Origin of the sequence: Saccharothrix luteola (genome assembly GCF_020859565.1) — a bacterium.
Taxonomy (GTDB): Bacteria; Actinomycetota; Actinomycetes; order Mycobacteriales; family Pseudonocardiaceae; genus Actinosynnema; species Actinosynnema luteola.
Genome location: NZ_JAJHUO010000002.1, coordinates 263,754 through 282,258 on the forward strand (window position 1 = coordinate 263,754; position 18,505 = coordinate 282,258).

An 18,505-nucleotide genomic window follows, 5' to 3' on the forward strand; every position below is an offset into this window, starting at 1 on the left:
CCCCCACCGCGCCGCCTCCGCGTTGGCCGGTTGTCGCTGAGGTCGGGGCGTCGTTCACTGGAACGGGTGAGTGCGTGCCGACGGTGGCGGCAACCCGGTCGCCGTGGCGGGCGCCGGCACGTCGAGGTCGGTGACGGCCGGCGCACCCGTGACGACTGCTCGTGTTCTGGTGGGGTGGGATGGCACCGCGCGCCGCGGCGGCGCGTTCAAGTGGGTGTGAACGGGGGGAACGAGATCGACGAGCAGCCTCAGCCGCCGCGTTGGGCGGTGTGGGTGGCGCGCGCCGTGGCCGTGGTGATCGTGGTGCCGGTGCGGTTGGCGTGGGAGTGGCTCAAGGTCGTCGGCCGGGTCGTGCGGCGGTTCGTGCTGCGCCCGGTGGCGGCGGTGGCGAAGTGGGTCTGGGCGGTCGTCCGCGCGGTGGGCCGGTGGGTCTTCGTGCCGCTCGGCGCCGGGCTGCGGTGGGTGGCCGGTGCGGTCGGCTCCGCGCTGCGGTGGGTCGGCGGGGTGCTCGTGCGGTACGTGGTCAGGCCGCTCGGGGTGGCGCTGCGGGCCGTCTTCGAGGTGGTGGACCGGGTGCTCGCGGTGGTGGGCGCCGGGGTGCGGTGGGTGTTGCGGGCGCTGGCGCGGTTCGTGCTGCGGCCGGTCGGCCGCCTGCTGGGCCGGCTGTTCGCGCCGGTCGGTCGGTGGTTGCGGACGGCGGACGTGGCGGTCGAGGACTTCGTGCGCTGGGCGGCCGCCGCGGTCGGGTGGGTGCTGCGGGTGGTGGTGCGGAAGCCGCTGGCGTGGTGTTGGCGGACGCTCGTCGTGGGGCCTTCGCGCTGGTTGTGGCGGGAAGTGGTCGTGCGGGGCGCGCGGGCTCTCTGGTGGCTGGTGCGGCTCCTCGCGCGGGCGCTGATCTGGGCGTTCCGCCTGGTGGGGCGGGTCGTCGGGGTCTTCGGGGACGCCCTGGTGTGGGCTTGGCGGCTGCTGGCGCGGGTGTTCCGCGCGGTGGTGGTGCCGCCGGTCCGGTGGGTCTACCGGGTGGTGTTGGCGCCCGTCGGCCGGGCGATCAGACACGTCTGGCGCGCCGTCGTGGTCGCGCCGGCGCGGTGGGTGCGCCGGTCGGTGGTCGAGCCGGTGCGGTTGGCCGGTCGGCGGGTGCGCGCCGCGTTCGGCGGACGTCAGCCCTAACGGGCGGCGAGCACGGCGGTGGCGATCGCCTCGTGGCCGGCGGGCGTGGGGTGCACGTCGGTCTGCTCGCAGAAGTACGTCAGCTCGCAGACCTTCGCCACCGGGGTCGGTATCGGGCCGTAGACGGGGTCCTGGGTGGTCTCCGTCAACGGCCCGTAGCCGCCGGTCGTGGCGGTGACGTCGACGAACCGCGCCCCGACCTTCTCGTACTCGGACTTGAGGGCGGCGTTGAAGAAGTCGCGGAACAGCGACACCGACAGGCGGGCGAGGTCCCGGCCGTTCGGGAACGCGGGGGAGACCCACGCGCCGAGGAACACGTCCGGGTAGGTCAGGCCCACGATCGGGGTGTCGCCGGCGGCTTCGCGCAGGGCGGGCAGCGCGGCGGCGAGGTTGGTCCGGACGGCGGCCACCGCCTGGGACGCGCACGCCAGCGCGTCCTGCGTCCGTGCGCACGGCGCCAGGTCGTTGCCGCCGATCACCACGGTCACCAGGCCGATGCGTCCCTGGTGCTCGCGCAGCACCTGCACGGCCGCGTCGAGCTGGGTGCGGCCGGCGGGGTCAGGCGCGCCGGGGCCCCGGTTGCCGGGCGCGCAGCCGGGCTCGGCGCGCAGCTGCGCGGACGTGGCGCCGCTGCACGCGAGGTTGATCAACCGCAGGTCCGACCGCTCGGCGACGAGGTAGGCGAAGCCGGCACCGCCGGCGGGCGCGTTCGGCGGCCGGTAGCCCGTGGCGTAGGAGTCGCCCAGGGACACGTACACGCGGTCGCCGGGTGGCGTGCTGCTGGTGGTCGGCTCTGCCGTGGGTGGAGTCGTGGGCGCTCCGGCGCACGCTCCGAGCGCCGTCAGCAATACCCCGACCAGTGCGACTCGCCGGAGTCCCGGCACGTCAACCCCTTCCCGCCCGTCATGTCCCGACCACCCAGGCTACCGCCCGGTGGCGCGGTCCACCTGCCGTCCACTGTGGACTTACCCGATGGTCGCGGCCCAGGCCCGGACGTCGTCCAGGTGCTCCGGCCGCAGCCCGCGGCGGGGGTCGACGTGGCACAGGTTGGTCGGCACGCCCGCCCGTTGCCGGTCGAACCACGCCCGGGCCTCGTCGTACCCGACGTCGTGCTCGTCGTCGAGCCACGCCAACGGCCGCCCGCCGGCGAAACCCGAGACGGCCCGCCACTTCCAGCTGCCGTCGGGCTGCCACCCTGCGTCGTGGTCGAAGTCCGGGAACTCGATCACCGGCAACGCGGGCAGCCCGATGGCGGGCGCGACGAGCGTGTTCGCCAAGTGCATCCACGTCGTCGCCCACACCAGCTCCAGGCCGGTGTCGTCGGCCAACGTCCGCAGCAGGGAGCCGTGCCCGGGGTTCAGCCACACCCGCAGCCCCTTGTGCCGGCGGGCCTCACGGCCGGTGTGCCACGTGCCGCGCCGGGTGTGCCTGAACGTCCGGTAGCCGTCGGGGCGGCGGTGTGGTTTCGCGGCGTACGGGTTCAGCGGTCCGTCCACGTCCAGCAGCAGCAGTCCGCGCGTCGTCATGTCGCCCGCCCGCGGAACCTCTGCCTCGCCGCGCGGTCGCGGTACTCGGTCATGCTCTCCTTCTGGAAGTGGTTGCCCGCGACACCGGCCGGTCGAAGGGGGCACCGGCCGGTGTCGCGTGGTCCGAGGTGGACGGCAACCGCCCCGGCGGGCTACTTGTACTGGGCGATCTGGATCAGGTTGCCGCAGGTGTCGTCCAGCACCGCGGTGACGACCGGGCCCATCTCCAAGGGCTCCTGGGTGAACCGCACGCCGAGCCCGCGCAGTCGGTCGTACTCGGCGCGCACGTCGTCCACGGCGAACGCGGTGGCCGGGATGCCGTCCGCGACCAGCGCGTCCTTGTACGGCTGCACCGCGGGGTGGCCGCTGGGCTCCAGCAGCAGTTCGGTGCCGTCGGGATCGTCGGGCGAGACCACGGTCAGCCAGCGGTCCTCGCCGACCGGCACGTCGTTCTTCTTCACGAAGCCCAGCACGTCGGTGTAGAAGCTCAGGGCCTTGGCCTGGTCGTCGACGAAGACGCTGGACAGGTGGATCCTCATGGGGTGTTCTCCGGTGCTTCGGGCCTGAGCCACCGCGTCACGATGAGCTCGAGCGGTTCGGTGTTCAACTCGTGGAACTTGTAGCGGCCCTCGCGCCGTGACCGGACCAGGCCCGCGGCCTCCAGCACGGCCAGGTGCTGGCTGACCGCCTGCCTGGTCAGCCCCAGGTCGTACTTGGTCAGCAGTCGCGCGCAGATCTCGAACAGGGTCTGGCCGTCCCGTTCGACCAGCTCGTCGAGGATGCGCCGGCGGGTTCGGTCGGCCAGTGCCTTGAAGAGTTCTTCCGCCACGACTCCACCATAGGCAAGTGACGGCTTACGTGCAAGTGGGGACTTGCCTGTCGTCCTTGGCCTGGAATCTGACCGGTCAGGGTTGTGGGTCAGGGCTGGACGACCGGGGGAGTGGTGCGCGAGAGTCGAAGCCGGTGATCGGGCACGCGGGTCACCTGACAACGTTGTCACCCAGAGAGGTCCCCCTGCCGATGCCGCTCAGACGAGGCAACACGCTCCTGCTCGCCGCCGCGCTGGCCCTCGGGGGCGCGCCGGCGTTCGCGGCGCCCGCCGCCGCTGCCCCCGACGTGGACCCGACCACCTTGGTGAACCCGTTCGTCGGCACGCAGAACTTCGGCAACACGTTCCCCGGCGCGAGCATGCCGTTCGGCATGGTGCAGGTCAGCCCGGACACCGGTGGCCAGGGCGGTTACGACTACGAGCAGCAGGAGATCCACGGCTTCAGCCAGACGCACCTGTCCGGCGTCGGCTGCGGCGTCGCGGGCGAGCTGCCGGTCATGCCGACGACCGGCCCGGTGGACAACGTTGACACCGCCGGTTACCGGTCGAAGTACTCGCACGCCGACGAGGAGGCCCGACCGGGTTACTACCGCGTCGGACTGTCCCGCTACGGGGTGAACGCCGAGCTGACCGCCACGCCGCGCACCGGCTGGCAGCGCCACACCTTCCCGGCGGGCGCGCAGGCGAACGTCCTGTTCAACACCGGTAAGGCCAACCAGCAGGTGCTGGACTCCGAGGTGCACGTCGTCGGCGACCGGACCGTCGAGGGTCGGATCAAGGCCGGGCGGTTCTGCGCCGGTCACGACGAGCACACCGTGTACTTCACCGCCACGTTCGACCGGCCGTTCGCGAGCTTCGGCACGTGGCGCGGCACGACCCGGTCGCCGGGCGTGCCGGACGCGGCCGGCCAGGGCGGCAACGGCGCCTGGGTGAGCTTCGACGCCACGGCCGACCGGGACGTGGTGCTCAAGGTCGGCCTGTCCTACACCGGGATGGACGGCGCGCGGAAGAACCTCGCCGCCGAGACCGGCGACTCCCACGACTTCGACGCGACCAGGGACGAGGCGCACCGGGCGTGGGTGGAGCGGCTGGACTCGATCAAGATCGACGGTGGCGCGCCGGAGCGGCGGACCGCGTTCTACACCGCGCTCTACCACTCGTTGCTGCACCCCAACCTGGCCGGCGACGTGGACGGCCGGTACATGGGCTTCGACGGCCGACCGCACGTCGCGGACGGCTTCACGCCGTACCAGAACCTGTCGTTGTGGGACACCTACCGGCCGCAGAACCAGCTGTTGGAGCTGCTGGAACCCCAGGTCGCCCGGGACGTGGCGCTCTCGGTGGTCGCGAGCGGCCGGGACGGCGGGTGGCTGCCGCGCTGGGCGCTGGCCAACAGCGAGACCAACATCATGACCGGTGACCCGGTGACGCCGTTCCTGGTCGAGGCGTGGTCGAAGGGCCTGCTCGCCGGGCACGAGGACGAGGCGTACGAGCTGCTCAAGCGCAACGCCACCAGCGTCCCGCCGGCGGACTCGCCGTACAACGGGCGCTCCGGTGTGGAGTTCTACCTCGACCGCGGCTACGTCCCGTCCGGTCTGAAGCTCGGCGTCGACTGCGCGCACAAGGGCGGCGACAACGACTGCGTGCACCCGGCGTCGGCCACGCTGGAGTACGCGGCGGCCGACGCGTCGCTCGCCGTCATGGCCCGCGGCCTGGGCAAGCACGACGACGCGCGGGTGTTCGCCGAGCGCGGGCAGTGGTACCGCAACCTGTGGGACGCCTCGACCGGCCACTTCCGGCCCCGCACGGCCGAGGGCACGTGGGTGACGCCGTACAACCCGGTCGACGCCGGTCACCAGTTCCACGAGGGCGGCGCGTTCCAGTACCAGTGGCTCGTGCCGCAGGACCCGAACGGCCTGGTGCAGCTGATGGGTGGACGGCGGGCGACCGAGCAGCGGCTGGACGCGTTCTTCGCCTACGACAAGCTGCTCGCCGACCCGGCCGGGACCGTGCGCAACGACTGGATCACCCAGCCGTACGACTACTACGGCAAGCCGACCTACAACCCGAACAACGAACCCGACCTGCTCGCGCCGTACTTCTACCTGTCCACCGGCACGCCCGCGAAGACGGCGACCGTGGTGCGCGCGGCGATGACGTTGTTCACCACCGGGCCGGACGGCATGACCGGCAACGACGACCTGGGCACGATGTCGGCCTGGTACGTGTTCTCGTCGCTCGGCCTGTACCCGACGATGAGCGGCGGCGACTTCCTCGCGCTGTCCAGCCCGCAGTTCCCGGGCGCGACCGTCCGAACGGGACAGCGGACGCTGACCATCACCGCGCCGGGCGCCAGTGACGCCAACCGGTACGTCCAGCAGGTGTCGTTCAACGGCCGGGACGTGCGCAAGACGTGGCTGGACTGGGACACCGTGGCCGGCGGCGGCACGTTGGCGCACCGGCTCGGCACCGTGCCGTCGTCCTGGGGCACCGGTCCCGGCGCCGAACCGCCGTCGGTCAACCACGCGCCGGCCGACGGGCGGCGGCACGTGGACGCGTCGCTGCGGCAGGCGTCGGCGGTCGTGCCGACCTCGGACGCGCCGCAGACCGTCGAGCTGACCCTGGACGTGCTCGTGCAGGCGCCCGGCACGGTGCCGGTCGGCATCACGGCGACCGCGCCGGACGGCTGGTCGGTGACGACCTCCGGGCAGCTGCTGATCAAGTCGGCCCGGTTGCCGACCCAGCGGTCGGTGCCGGTGGTGGTGACGGTGCCGGCCGGCACGCCGATCGGCCGCTACCCGGTGCGGGTCACGGTCGCGGGCCCGAACACCGTGGTGCGCGAGGCCGTGGTGGACGTCCGGAAGGCGGCGACGTGCGCGGCGGCGGGCGCGCAGTGCGCGGTCGACCTGGCCGGTGAGCTCGACCACGACGGCACCGCCACCGTCGCCGCGCCCGACCAGGGCAACTTCGACGGCTCGGGCTGGAGCTACGACGCCGCGCTGCTGCCCGCACCCGGCCCGGTGGTGCTGGGCGGCGTGACCTACCAGGCGCCGGACGCGTCCGGCGCGGCGGCGAACTTCGTGGAGGCACGCGGGCAGGCGATGCTGCTGCCCGGCGGTGAGCACTCCGCGCTGCGACTCGTGGCGGCGTCGCACAACGGCCCGGTGACCACGGCCGTGACCATCCGGTACGCCGACGGCAGCACGGCGGAGGCGGCCATGACGGTCGGCGACTGGGCCGGCGCCGGCAGCACGGTCGTGCTGGAGATGCCGCACCGCATCAAGGCCGGTCAGGGCGTGGACGGCCCGCCGGTGCGCCTGTTCGGCCTCTCCCTGCCGCTCGACCCGGCCAAGGCGGTGCACTCCGTGACCTTGCCGAACGACCCGCGGGTGGAGGTGTACGCGATCACGCTGACCTGAGGCCGCCGCGCCGCGGCCCTCGCCCTGCGCCGGGGAAAAGTCCGCCCATCGAGGTTTGCCGGTCGACGAAGCAGGGAATCGGTACGGGGCCGGCGGCCGCCGGTGATCCGATTCGCTGGTGGACTGCCGTGAGGGGCGGAATGAGTCTGCATATTGCCGGTGACGATGACGTGGTCGTGTCGTTCGAACGGCGGGGGGCGGCCTCGGTGCTGGTGGTGCGAGGCTGCGTCGACACCGAAACGGTCCGGGTGCTGCGGGAGCACCTGGACCCGGCGCCGGGAGGTCCGGGTGGGGTGGTGGTGGACCTGAGCGATGTCTCCTTCTTCTCGACGGCCGGCGCGGCGGTGCTGGCGTCGGTGAACCGCCGGGTCCGGCTGCACGTCGTCGTGACCCCGTTGATCCGCCAGGTCCTGCACGAGGCGGGTGTGGCCGACTCGCTCGACCTGCACGACTTCCCCGCTGAGGCCGAGGAGGCGGCGACCCCATCCCCCCTGCTGCTGGTGGGCTGACGACCGCGCCCTGCCGTGCCCCACCCCGGCACGGCAGGGCGCACGGCCCGCCCGGTCAGAGGTCGTCGTCGAGGGACGTGAACGGCGGGTCGTCGTCCAGCCAGGGGTCCTCGACGATCGGCGTCTCGTCGAGGCCGAGCGCGAGCGGGTCGACGTGCGGCGCGGCGTCCAGGATCGACGGGTCCAGCACCTCCGCCCGCTTCCAGTCCTCGAATCCCCGGTCGCGCCTGCGGCGTTCCTCGGTGATCCACCCGCGCCCCTCGACCGCCACGGCTTCCAGGATGCGCAGCGCCGACGTGATCCCGGAGGCTCCGAGGGCCAGCTCCTCCAGCTGTTCCTTGTTCTCCTCCTCCTTGTCGCTGAGCTCCTCGAAGTTCTCCACCAGCAGGCTGATGTCGCGGCTGTTCTTCAGCGACAGGCACAGCGCCCGGCTGTGCACCGTGCTGCGGCGCGAGTCCGGCAGGGTCTTGACGTCGTTGTCCCGCAGGATGACGATCTTGCGCTCCTTGCCGGCGAACTCCACGCCCACCTCCTTGACCTCGACCTCGACCAGCACCAGCGCGCCTGCACGTGCTGCTGGTCAACCGGGGCGTCGAGCCGTACCGCGGGCGCCTCGCGCTGCCGGGCGGGTTCCCGTCCACCGAGGACGAGGACATCGACGTCGCGGCGGCGCGGGAACTCGCCGAGGAGACCGGGCTCGACGCGGCCGGGCTGCACTTGGAGCAGTTGCGGACCTACGGCGCGCCGGGCCGTGATCCGCGCATGAGGGTGGTCACCGTGTGCTACCTGGCCATGGTGCCGAACCTGCCGCTGCCCAGCGCGGGCGGTGACGCGCTGGTCCGAGGAGCTGGACGCGCGCAACTTCCACCGCAAGGTCACCGGTGTCGACGGTTTCCTGGTGGCCACCGGCAAGCGCACCAGCGGCAACGGCGGACGCCCCGCCGTCATCTACCGCCGCGGCCCGGCCACGGTCCTGCACCCGCCGATCCTGCGCGGCTGAGCGGTCGGCTTGCGTTGACGTCACGGTCAAGGCCTAGCGTCGCGGTCCATGAGGACTGCCCGATGAAGTTCGCTGTCAGCTACAGCACGCCGTACTTCGGCGTGGACCCCGACCGGCTCGTCGCCTACGCCCGGCACGCCGAGGAGTGCGGCTTCGAGGCGTTGTACCTGCCGGAGCACATCGCGGTGTACCCCGGCGCCTCGGTCGGCACGCACGAGATCCCGCCGGCGCTGCCCTACGCCGACCCGCTCGACTGCCTGGCGTTCGTCGCGGCGGCGACGCGGCGGATCCTGCTCGGCACGGGCGTGCTCCTGCTGCCTTACCACCACCCCGTGGTCCTGGCCAAGCGCCTCGCGACCGTCGACGTGCTGTCGAAGGGCCGGATGCGGTTGCTGACCGTGGGCCTGGGCACGTTGCCCGGCGAGGCCCGGGCGGTCGGGGTGGACTTCGGCACGCGCGGCCGTCGGGCCGACGAGGCGATCGACGTCCTGCGGTTGTTGTGGGAGGGAGGTGAGGAAGGCGTGAGCTTCGCGGGGGAGTTCTTCGCCTTCGAGAACCTCTGCAGCTTCCCGAAACCGCTCGGGGTGCGGCACCTGCCCGTCCACGTCGGCGGTTCGAGCCGGGCCGCCGCACGCCGGGCCGGGCGCCGCGGTGACGGGTACTTCCCCGGCGGCGTGCTCGTGCCCGACGAACGCGCCCTCCAGTGGGAGCTCGTGCGGTCGACCGCGATCGAGGCCGGTCGTGACCCGGACGCGTTGGACCACACGCGGTGGGGCTCCGTCGAGATGTCCACGGACACGGCGCAGGCGTTCGCCGAGCAGGGTGTGACGCGCGTCGTCGTGAGCGCGACCAGCGCGGACCCCGGTGAGCAGCGGGACCAGTTGTCGGCGTTCGCGGAGAGGTTCGACCTCGACGGCGGGACGTGACGCCGGGCGTCGCGCGCGACGACCATTCGTGCCACGCGGGGCCTGGCGTTCGAACCAGGCGTGCACTGCGGATGACGAGGGGCGCGGACGCCCTTCGGTCGCCCGTGGCCGCGACCGCACGCCGCCGTCCTTCGGGCTGCCGCACCGGCCCGCCCCGCAGCCGTGACCGACGTGTCACGCTCGGTGGTCGGATCTCAACCCTGCGGAGGTTTCGATGAAGCGCAAGGTCTTGGTGAACGGGGTGCTGGGCGCGGTGGCGCTCACCGCCGGCCTCGTGGTCGGCGCGCCGCCGGCGGGTGCGGCGGAAGGCGACATCGGGCTCGCCGCCGCCGGCACCGCCGTGCCGGGGCACTACCTGGTGGTGCTGGAGGACGAGGTGGCCGTCCAGGCGGCCGACCTCACCGCCAAGCACGGCGGCACGGTGACGGCCACGTGGCGGCACGCGTTACGCGGCTTCGCCGTCGCCGCGAGCGAACGGGAAGCGAGAAGACTGGCCGCGGACCCCGCGGTGCGGTCCGTCAGCCAGGACGGCCGGGTCCAGGCGGTCGACACGCAGCCGAACCCGCCCTCGTGGGGGCTCGACCGCATCGACCAGCGCGACCTGCCGCTGAACTCCTCCTACAGCTACGACACGTCCGCGGCCAACGTGCGCGCGTACATCCTCGACACGGGCATCCGCACCACCCACTCGACGTTCGGCGGCCGGGCGTCGTGGGGCTACGACGCCGTGGACGGCTCCAACACCGACTGCAACGGTCACGGCACGCACGTGGCGGGCACCGTCGGCGGCAGCCAGTACGGCGTCGCCAAGGGCGTGCAGCTGGTCGCCGTCCGCGTGCTCAACTGCGCGGGCTCCGGCACGTTCGCCCAGGTGATCAGCGGCGTGGAGTGGGTGACCGCGAACGCCGTCAAGCCCGCGGTCGCGAACATGAGCCTCGGCGCCACCGCGTCCGCGGCCACCGCGCCCCTGGAGACGGCCGTGCGCAACTCCATCGCCTCCGGCGTCACGTACGCCCTCGCGTCCGGCAACTCCAACGCCGACGCGTGCGGCTTCAGCCCGGCGCTGGTGCGCGAGGCGGTCACGGTCAACGCCTCGACGAACACCGACGCGCGGGCGTCGTTCTCCAACTACGGCACCTGCACCGACGTCTTCGCGCCCGGTCAGAGCATCACGTCCGCGTGGCACACCGGCGACGCCGCCACCAACACCATCAGCGGCACCTCGATGGCCGCACCGCACGTCGCGGGCGCCGCGGCGCTGTACCTGGCCACGCACGCCGGTGACGCGCCGGCCACCGTGCACGCCGCGCTCGTCAACGCCTCGACCCCGAACAAGATCACCAACCCGGGCGCGGGCTCGCCGAACCGCCTGCTCTTCACCGGCCCGACGACCGGTGGCCCGTCGACCGTCACGGCGGTCCGCTACTACGGCGGTCGCGACCACCTCACGTCGGTCACCGGCGCCCCGTCGGGCTACGTGGCCGAGGCGTCCCTGGGCCGGCTGCTGACCAGCCAGGCCCCGGGCACGCACCCGCTGTACCGCTGCGCGATCGGCTGGGACAACTTCACCTCCTACGACGTGAACTGCGAGGGCCAGACCCGCGTCGGCCTGCTCGGCTACGCCCACGACGGAGCGGTCGCCGGCAGCCACCCGATCTACCGCTGCCTGGTGCGGGGCAGCGGTGACCACATGGAGTCCTACGACCCGAACTGCGAAGGCCAGATCACCGAGGGCAACATGGGCTTCTTCCTCGACTGAGCGATGACCGGGCGATGACCTCGGGCCTCGGCAGTGGCCGGACGTGGCCACTGCCGAGGCGCCGCCTCACACGGCCGCGGCGAACTGGGCCGCGTACAGGCGGTGGTAGGCGCCCTCGGCGGCCATCAGCTCGTCGTGGCTGCCCTGCTCCACGATCTGCCCGGACTCCATCACCAGGATCACGTCGGCGTCCCGGATCGTCGACAGCCGGTGGGCGATGACGAAGCTCGTCCGCGACGACCGCAGGGCCGCCATGGCGTGCTGCACCAACGACTCCGTGCGGGTGTCCACCGAACTGGTCGCCTCGTCCAGGATGAGCAGCGACGGGTTGGCCAGGAACGCCCGCGCGATGGTCAGCAGCTGCTTCTCGCCGGCGCTGACGTTCGTCGCCTCCTCGTCGATGACGGTGTCGTACCCGTCCGGCAGCGTGCGCACGAACCGGTCCACGTAGGTGGCGCGGGCCGCGGCGATGATCTCCTCCTCGGTGGCCGAGGAGTTGCCGTAGGCGATGTTGTCGCGGATCGTGCCGCCGAACAGCCACGTGTCCTGCAGCACCATGCCGGTCTGCGCCCGCAGGTCCTCCCGCTTCAACGCGGTGATGTCCACCCCGTCCAGCGTGATGCGGCCCGCGTCCAGCTCGTAGAACCGCATGATCAGGTTCACCAGCGTGGTCTTGCCCGCGCCCGTCGGGCCGACGATCGCGACCGTCTGCCCCGGCTCGGCCACCAGCGACAGGTCCTCGATCAGCGGCTGCTCGGGCCGGTAGGAGAAGCTCACGTGCTCGAACTCCACCCGGCCGCGGCGCTCGGCGGGCAACGACGCCTCCGCCGGGTCCGGGTCCTGCTCCTCGGCGTCGAGCAGCTCGAACACCCGCTCGGCCGACGCGACGCCGGACTGCATCAGGTTCGCCATCGACGCCACCTGGGTCAGCGGCTGGGTGAACTGGCGGGAGTACTGGATGAACGCCTGCACCTCGCCGAGGGTCATCGAGCCGGACGTGATGCGCAGGCCGCCCACCACCGCCACGGCCACGTAGCTGACGTTCGACAGGAACATCATCATCGGCATGATCAGGCCGGACACGAACTGCGCGCCCATCGCCGAGCCGAGCAGCTCGTCGTTGCGGCGCTTGAACTCCGCCTCCGACTCGCGCTGCCGACCGAAGACCTTGACCAGCTGGTGGCCGGTGAACGCCTCCTCGATGTGCGCGTTCAACGCGCCGGTGTGCTTCCACTGCGCCACGAACAACGCCTGCGACCGCTTGCGGATCCGCCCGGTCGCCACCACGGAGATCGGGATCAGCAGCAACGCGATCAGCGTCAGCAGCGGCGAGATCGTCAGCATCATCACCAGCACGCCGATGACCGTCAGCAACGACGTCAGCAGCTGGCTCAGCGTCTGCTGCAAGGTCGTCGACACGTTGTCGATGTCGTTGGTGACGCGGGACAGCAGCTCACCGCGGGGTTGGCCGTCGAAGTAGCGCAGCGGCAGCCGGTGGATCTTGTCCTCGACGTCGGAGCGCAGCCGGAACACGAAGCGCTGCACCACGTTGTTCAGCACGCGGCCCTGCCACCAGCCGAACGCCGACGAGACCAGGTACAGGCCCATCACCCACATCAGGACCGTGGCGAGGGCGGCGAAGTCGACGCCCGCGCCCGCCGTGCCGCGCATCCGGCCGAGGACGCCCTCGAAGATGATGTCGGTGGCGTGACCCAGGATCTTCGGCCCGGCCACGGCGAACGCCACGCTGATGACGCCCAGCACGACGACCGCCAGCAACGCGATCCGCTCGCGGCGCATGCGCTGGACGAGTCGGCGCGCCGACGGGCCGAAGTTCTCCGCCTTGCCCATCGGCATGCCCATGCCGGGCATGCCGCCGCCCATCCGCGGCGGTGGCGGGGTGGCGGGACGGGGCGTGGTCGTGGTGCTCATGCGGCCTGCTCCGAGGTCAGCTGCGACTCGACGATCTCCACGTAGGTGGGGCAGGAGTCCAGCAGTTCGTGGTGGGTGCCGATGCCGACGACGGTGCCGGCGTCCAGCACCACGATCCGGTCGGCGTCCAGGATCGTGGACACGCGCTGGGCGACGACGACCACGACGGCGTGCCGCGTGTGCGGTCGCAGGGCGGCACGCAGCCGTGCGTCGGTGGACAGGTCCAGCGCCGAGAACGCGTCGTCGAACAGGTAGATGTCCGGTTTGCGCACCAACGCGCGGGCGATCGAGAGCCGTTGCCGCTGACCGCCGGAGACGTTCGTGCCGCCCTGGGCGATCTCCGCGTCGAGCCCGCCGGGCATGGCCTCCACGAAGTCGCGCGCCTGCGCGATCTCCAACGCCTCCCACAGCTCGTCGTCGGTGGCCTCGGGCCTGCCGTAGCGGAGGTTGGACGCGACCGTGCCGGTGAACAGGTACGGCCGCTGCGGCACCAGCCCGATGCGCGCGCACAGCGCGTCGGTGTCGATCTCGCGGACGTCCGCGCCGTTGACGAGCACACCGCCGTGGGTCACGTCGATCAGCCGAGGCACGAGGTTGAGCAGCGTCGTCTTGCCGGTGCCCGTGCTGCCGATGATCGCGGTGCGGTGGCCGGCCTCGGCGCGGAAGCTGATGTCGCGCAGCACCGGCTCGTCCGCGCCGGGGTAGCGGAACTCCGCGCCGCGGAACTCCACCGAGATCCGGCTCGGCAGTTCGAGCAGGGGCGAGGTCGGCGGCAGCACCGACGAGTCGGTGTCCAGCACCTCGTTGATCCGCTCGGCGCTCACCGCGGCGCGCGGGATCATCATCGAGATGAAGGTCGCGAACATCACCGCCATGAGGATCTGCATCAGGTAGCTCAGGAACGCCGTCAGCGCGCCGATCTGCATCTCGCCGGTGTCCACCCGGAACGCGCCGAACCACAGCACGGCCACGCTGGAGGCGTTGAGCAGCAGCATCACCACGGGGAAGATCAACGCCTGGAGCCTGCCGACGCGCAGCGCGGTGTCCGTGAGCGCGCCGTTGACGTCGGCGAAGCGCTTGGTCTCGGCCCGTTCCCGGACGAACGCCCGCACCACGCGGATGCCGGCCAGCTGCTCGCGCAGCACGCGGTTGACCTCGTCGATGCGCTCCTGCATCAGCCGGAACTGCGGCACCATGCGGATCACGATCAGGCCGACCGCGATCGCCAGCGCGGGCACGCAGACGACGAGCAGCCACGACAGGCCGACGTCCTCGCGCAGCGCCATCACGATGCCCGCCACGCACATGATCGGCGCGTTGACCAGCATCGTGCAGCCCATGACGACGAGCAGCTGGACCTGCTGCACGTCGTTGGTGGTGCGGGTGATCAGCGACGACGGGCCGAGCGTGGCGACCTCGCGCGCGGAGAACTCGCCGACGCGGTGGAAGACGGCCGCGCGGACGTCGCGGCCGAAGCTCATCGCCACGCGGGCGCTGTAGTAGACCGCGCCGATCGAGGAGGCGATCTGGATGATCGACACGCCGACCATCCAGCCGCCGGTGGACAGGATGTAGCCGGTGTCACCGGCGGCGATGCCGAAGTCGATGATGTCGGCGTTGAGGCTCGGCAGGTACAGCGACGCGACGGTGCCGATCAGCTGTAGCACGAGCACGACCGTCAGTTCACGTCTGTACGGCCGCAGGTGGGCACGCAGCAAGCGGCTCAGCAACGGTGTTCCCCCATAAGAAACGGATCGTGTCTAGCATGTGCAAAGGTAGACCCGTGGGATAAGGAACGCAAAGTATCTAAAGGCTCGGTAAAGGCTTCGTCCGGTCAGGGTTCATGGACTCATGGTGGCGGACGTGTGGGTAGGGGGCCCGTCGGTTCGGCGGGCTCGGCGAGGTTCGGTGAGGGGGCAGGGTGACGGTGACGAAGTCGCGTCGACGTGGGGCGCAGCTGGAGCAGGCCATCCTGGACGCGGCGTGGGACGAGCTGCGCGAAGTCGGCTACGCGCGGCTCACCATGGAGGCCGTGGCCGCCCGGGCCGGCACGAGCAAGCCGGTCATCTACCGCCGGTGGGGCGGTCGGGCGGAGCTGGTGCTGGCTGCGTGGTTCCGCAACCTGCCGGTGGAACCCGAGACGCCCGACACCGGCACGTTGCGCGGTGACCTGCGCACCCTGTTCGACCGCATCGCCCGCCGGGCCGACTCGATGATGAACGAGATGGTCGCGGGAGTGATGGGTGAGGCGTTCCGGCACCCCGAGGTGGCGGCGCTGCTGGGTGAGCGCCTGGCCAACCCGGCACCGCTGACCGAGGCCGTGCGGACCATCGTCGACAAGGCCGTGAGCCGGGCCGAGCTGCCGCCGGTCGAGCTGCCGCACCGGGTGCGGCGGCTGCCGCTCGACCTCATCCGCAACGAGTCGATGACCTGCGGCGCCCCGGTGACCGAGGAGACCGTGGCGTCGTTGGTGGACGACGTCTACGTGCCGTTGCTGCACGGGTTGGCGGCCCTCCAGCGGGACGGGTGAGAGCCGTCAGGTCCGGGTGACGCGGGCCAGCGCGCCGGTTTCGAGGGCGATCCACAGCGCGCCGTCGGGGCCGGGGGTGAGGCCGTGGGGTTCCGAGTGGGTCGCGGGGAGCGCGTGCGACTCGACGGCGCCGTCGGTGGTGATCACGCCGACGCGGTTGGCGCCCCACTCGGTGAACCAGAGGTCGCCGCGGCCGTCGGCGACGATGGCGTGCGGGCGCGAGGCGCGGTCGGGCAGCGGGAACTCGGTGACCTCGCCGTCGGTGGTGATCCGGCCGACCTGGCCCGCGGCGATCTCGACGAACCAGAGGGCGTCGTCCGGACCCGCGCAGAGGCCGACCGGTCCGGTCGCGTCCGTGGGGAGCGGGTGGACGGTGACGGCGCCGTCGACGGTGATCCGGCCGATGGCGTTGGCCTGGTTGAGCGTGAACCACATCGCACCGTCGGGGCCGGCGGTGATGGCCGAGGGGAACGCGCCGGTGAGCGGGAGCGGGAACTCGGTGATCTCGCCGCCGGTGGTGACGCGGCCGATGCGGTCGGCGTTGATCTCGGTGAACCACAGCGCGCCGTCGTGGCCTGGCGCGATGCCGTAAGGGCCGCAGTCGGGGGTGGGTGGGGTGAACTCGGTGATCGAGCCGTCGGTGGTGATGCGGCCGATGCGGTGGCTCTGGTACTCGGTGAACCAGAGCGCGTCGTCAGGACCGGTGACGATGATGGTCGGCCGGCTGTCGGGGGTGAGGAGGTGGGTGGTCGGCGTTCCGCCCGGTGCCAGGCGCCCGATCCCGCTGCTCCGGACCAGGGTGTACCAGAGCGCGCCGTCCGGGCCGGTGGTGATCGCGTACGGGCCGCTGTCGCGGTCGGCGACGGGGTGGGTCTCGATGATGACGTCGGGGCGCGGCATGGTGAGGATTCGTTTCCTGGCGGTCGGTGTGCCCGTACGTGTACGCAGCGTCCCGTCGGGGTAGTCCGGGCGGGCCGTGTGCACGCGTGTCGACACGGTAGGCCGGCTTCGGTCGGCTGGGTCAGACTGGCGCGGAACGTTGAGCAAACCAGCCTCCGCGCCGGTCTGACCACCCTTTTGCGGTCGGCCCGGCGCCCTGGGTCAGTCGGACGTGCAGGTCAGGTCGGGGTCCGGGACGGACGGGCCGTTGGCGGTGAAGCCGAAGGTGGTGGAGCCGTCGGCGGCGAGCTTGCCGTTGTGGGCGGCGTTGGTGACGGTCACCGAGGTGTCGCCGAGGGCGAGGGTGCCGTTCCACAGGTTGCTGATCGCGTGGTCCCTCGGGCGGGGCCAGGTCACGGTCCACCCGGTGAGGGCGCGGCCACTGGCGTTGCGCACGGCCACGTGGGCCTGGTAGCCGCCCGGCCAGGAGTTGGTGATCTCGAAGCGGGCGGTGCAGGTGCGCGGGGTGGTTCCCGTTGTGCTGGTGGTCGCTGTTGCGCTGGTGGTGGGGGTGCTGGTGGCTGTTGCGCTGGTGGTGGTGGAGGCGCTGGTGGTGGTGACGGTGGCGGCGACGCTCGTCGTTGTCGTAGCGGTGGTGGTCGTGGTGGTGTCGTGCACGGCCGGTTGGGCGTTGCCGGTCGAGTCCGTGCGGGCCAGGGAGTTGCCGATCACGATGCCGGTCGCGACCAGCACGATGGCGCCGGCGAGGAGGGCGACCCGTCGCCACGGCACGCGGCGCGGGGCGGGTAGCGGGCGGGTGTCGCCGTTCTGCGAGGTGCCGGGCTGGGGGTCGCCGGGCAGCGGCCGTCCTTCCACCACCGCGCCGAGGAGGCCGTGCAGCTCGGCCATCGTCGGCCGTTCGGCGGGGTCTCGGCGCAGCACGCGTTCCAGGACGTCGCCCAGCCGGCCCTGGAAGCGCATCGGGGCGACTTCGCCGTCGGCGATGCGGCGGAGCAGGGCGTACGGGTTGTCGGTCGTGCCGAACGGCGGGTGGCCCTCCAGCGCGGCGTAGAGCGTCGCGCCCAGGGCGTACACGTCGGAGGCGAACACCGCCTCCTGCCCGGCCGCCACCTCCGGCGCGAGGAACGCCGGCGTGCCGACGATCACCCGGGCATCGGTCACGGTGTGCTCGCCGATCGCCCGCGCGATGCCGAAGTCGGCGATCTTCGCGGTGCCGTCCTCGGCCAGGAGGATGTTGAACGTCGTGACGTCCCGGTGCACGATGCCGTCGGCGTGGGCCGCGGTCAGCGCGGACGCGACCTGCCAGCCGACGCCGGCGACCAGTTCCTCCGGCAGCGGACCGCGTTCGTCGACCAGCTCGGCCAGCGTCTTCGACGGCAGGTACTCCATCACCAGGCAGGGTTTGCCGCCGTGTTCCACGACGTCGTGCACGGTGACGGCGTGCGGGTGCCGCAGCCGTGCTGCGACCCGACCCTCCCGCACGATCCGCTCGACCGCGCTCGGGGAGTCGGCCGCGTTGAGGAGCTTGACCGCGACGGACCGCCCCAGGCGCTCGTCGCGTGCCCGCCAGACCACCCCGGCCGCCCCGCGCCCGACCAACTCCACCAGCCGATACCGCCCGGCGATGACCTCGTCCCGTTCCGACACAGCCAGAAGCTACTTGGCCGGCCGACCACCCGGCCAGCTCTGATCGATCCCGGGTGGCGTGTCGAAGGGCCTGCCTCCGCACCAGCGATCCCCACCCGCCCGCCGAACCTGACCGGGAAGGGCGCTCCGCCGGCGGTGATCGACAGCGTGGTCGATCCGGTCGAGCAGGCCGTCGCATCCGGCCGCCCGCCTGCCCCGGCGGGTAGTACGTGACGATCCAGGGCACGGGGCCGGGTCTGGAACCCCTGGCCCGGCCAGGGTCGGTTGGACGCCAGGGCCCTGCTCGACGGATGACGGGGTGGGGGGGGGGGCGCGCCCCCCCCCCGCCCGCGCGCCCGACCCCCCCCCCCCCCCCCCC

The 18,505-nt window shown here is 72.3% G+C and carries 15 protein-coding genes and 1 pseudogene; 7 read left to right on the forward strand and 9 right to left on the reverse strand.

The genetic code is table 11. From position 1 onward, the window contains the following. The first annotated feature begins 216 nt into the window (after nt 1-216). Nucleotides 217-1,170 carry a hypothetical protein gene (locus tag LNK82_RS02880; protein ID WP_230565327.1) on the forward strand — a complete coding sequence of 318 codons (954 nt, stop codon included), beginning with the start codon at nt 217-219 and terminating at the stop codon, nt 1,168-1,170. Here LNK82_RS02880 and LNK82_RS02885 read toward each other — a convergent pair. The 4 genes from LNK82_RS02885 to LNK82_RS02900 form a co-directional block, all read right to left on the reverse strand. Next, the gene (locus LNK82_RS02885) at nt 1,167-1,928 is read right to left on the reverse strand and encodes a GDSL-type esterase/lipase family protein (protein ID WP_230565328.1); all 762 of its coding nucleotides are present in this window, start codon (nt 1,926-1,928) and stop codon (nt 1,167-1,169) included. The two genes, LNK82_RS02880 and LNK82_RS02885, sit on opposite strands and share 4 nt — an antisense overlap. A 207-nt stretch (nt 1,929-2,135) precedes the next feature. Continuing rightward, complete coding sequence (locus tag LNK82_RS02890; RefSeq protein WP_230565329.1) at nt 2,136-2,696, reverse strand: HAD domain-containing protein; 561 nt, start codon at nt 2,694-2,696, stop codon at nt 2,136-2,138. Between the two features lie 152 nt (nt 2,697-2,848). Beyond that, nucleotides 2,849-3,235 (reverse strand): VOC family protein, encoded by a 387-nt coding sequence (locus LNK82_RS02895; protein ID WP_230565330.1) that lies wholly within the window; start codon nt 3,233-3,235, stop codon nt 2,849-2,851. After that, a complete protein-coding gene (locus LNK82_RS02900) occupies nt 3,232-3,525 on the reverse strand; it encodes an ArsR/SmtB family transcription factor (RefSeq protein WP_230565331.1) in 294 nt (97 codons plus the stop codon). The genes LNK82_RS02895 and LNK82_RS02900 overlap by 4 nt, the downstream gene beginning before the upstream one ends. A gap of 191 nt (nt 3,526-3,716) precedes the next feature. Here LNK82_RS02900 and LNK82_RS02905 point away from each other — a divergent pair, with 191 nt between their 5' ends. Further along, nucleotides 3,717-6,944, forward strand: a complete 3,228-nt coding sequence (locus tag LNK82_RS02905; RefSeq protein ID WP_230565332.1) for a GH92 family glycosyl hydrolase — start codon at nt 3,717-3,719, stop codon at nt 6,942-6,944. Between the two features lie 140 nt (nt 6,945-7,084). Beyond that, nucleotides 7,085-7,453 carry an STAS domain-containing protein gene (locus LNK82_RS02910; RefSeq protein WP_230565333.1) on the forward strand — a complete coding sequence of 123 codons (369 nt, stop codon included), beginning with the start codon at nt 7,085-7,087 and terminating at the stop codon, nt 7,451-7,453. A 55-nt stretch (nt 7,454-7,508) separates the two neighbouring features. Here LNK82_RS02910 and LNK82_RS02915 read toward each other — a convergent pair whose 3' ends face one another. Continuing rightward, nucleotides 7,509-8,009 carry a hypothetical protein gene (locus LNK82_RS02915; protein ID WP_230565334.1) on the reverse strand — a complete coding sequence of 167 codons (501 nt, stop codon included), beginning with the start codon at nt 8,007-8,009 and terminating at the stop codon, nt 7,509-7,511. Nucleotides 8,010-8,017: 8 nt separating this feature from the next. Here LNK82_RS02915 and LNK82_RS02920 point away from each other — a divergent pair. From LNK82_RS02920 to LNK82_RS02930, 3 genes and pseudogenes are all read left to right on the forward strand, one after another. Then, nucleotides 8,018-8,453, forward strand: a pseudogene (locus LNK82_RS02920) (NUDIX domain-containing protein). A 14-nt stretch (nt 8,454-8,467) separates the two neighbouring features. Further along, on the forward strand, nt 8,468-9,379 hold the full coding sequence (locus LNK82_RS02925) for a TIGR03619 family F420-dependent LLM class oxidoreductase (protein ID WP_504946916.1): 912 nt from the start codon (nt 8,468-8,470) through the stop codon (nt 9,377-9,379). Between the two features lie 214 nt (nt 9,380-9,593). Beyond that, the gene (locus LNK82_RS02930) at nt 9,594-11,138 is read left to right on the forward strand and encodes a S8 family peptidase (protein ID WP_230565336.1); all 1,545 of its coding nucleotides are present in this window, start codon (nt 9,594-9,596) and stop codon (nt 11,136-11,138) included. Nucleotides 11,139-11,204: 66 nt separating this feature from the next. On the opposite strand, the gene LNK82_RS02935 is transcribed toward LNK82_RS02930, so the two are convergent. Both LNK82_RS02935 and LNK82_RS02940 read right to left on the reverse strand, forming a co-directional pair. Further along, on the reverse strand, nt 11,205-13,070 hold the full coding sequence (locus LNK82_RS02935) for an ABC transporter ATP-binding protein (RefSeq protein WP_372470390.1): 1,866 nt from the start codon (nt 13,068-13,070) through the stop codon (nt 11,205-11,207). Next, nucleotides 13,067-14,800 (reverse strand): ABC transporter ATP-binding protein, encoded by a 1,734-nt coding sequence (locus LNK82_RS02940; RefSeq protein WP_230565337.1) that lies wholly within the window; start codon nt 14,798-14,800, stop codon nt 13,067-13,069. The genes LNK82_RS02935 and LNK82_RS02940 overlap by 4 nt, the downstream gene beginning before the upstream one ends. A gap of 191 nt (nt 14,801-14,991) precedes the next feature. Here LNK82_RS02940 and LNK82_RS02945 point away from each other — a divergent pair, with 191 nt between their 5' ends. Beyond that, complete coding sequence (locus tag LNK82_RS02945; RefSeq protein ID WP_230565338.1) at nt 14,992-15,600, forward strand: TetR/AcrR family transcriptional regulator; 609 nt, start codon at nt 14,992-14,994, stop codon at nt 15,598-15,600. Nucleotides 15,601-15,606: 6 nt separating this feature from the next. On the opposite strand, the gene LNK82_RS02950 is transcribed toward LNK82_RS02945, so the two are convergent. Further along, nucleotides 15,607-16,500 (reverse strand): Vgb family protein, encoded by an 894-nt coding sequence (locus LNK82_RS02950; protein WP_230565339.1) that lies wholly within the window; start codon nt 16,498-16,500, stop codon nt 15,607-15,609. Nucleotides 16,501-16,701: 201 nt separating this feature from the next. After that, entirely contained in the window at nt 16,702-18,147 is a 1,446-nt protein-coding gene (locus LNK82_RS02955; RefSeq protein ID WP_230565340.1) for a protein kinase domain-containing protein, read from the reverse strand. Nucleotides 18,148-18,505 lie beyond the last annotated feature (358 nt).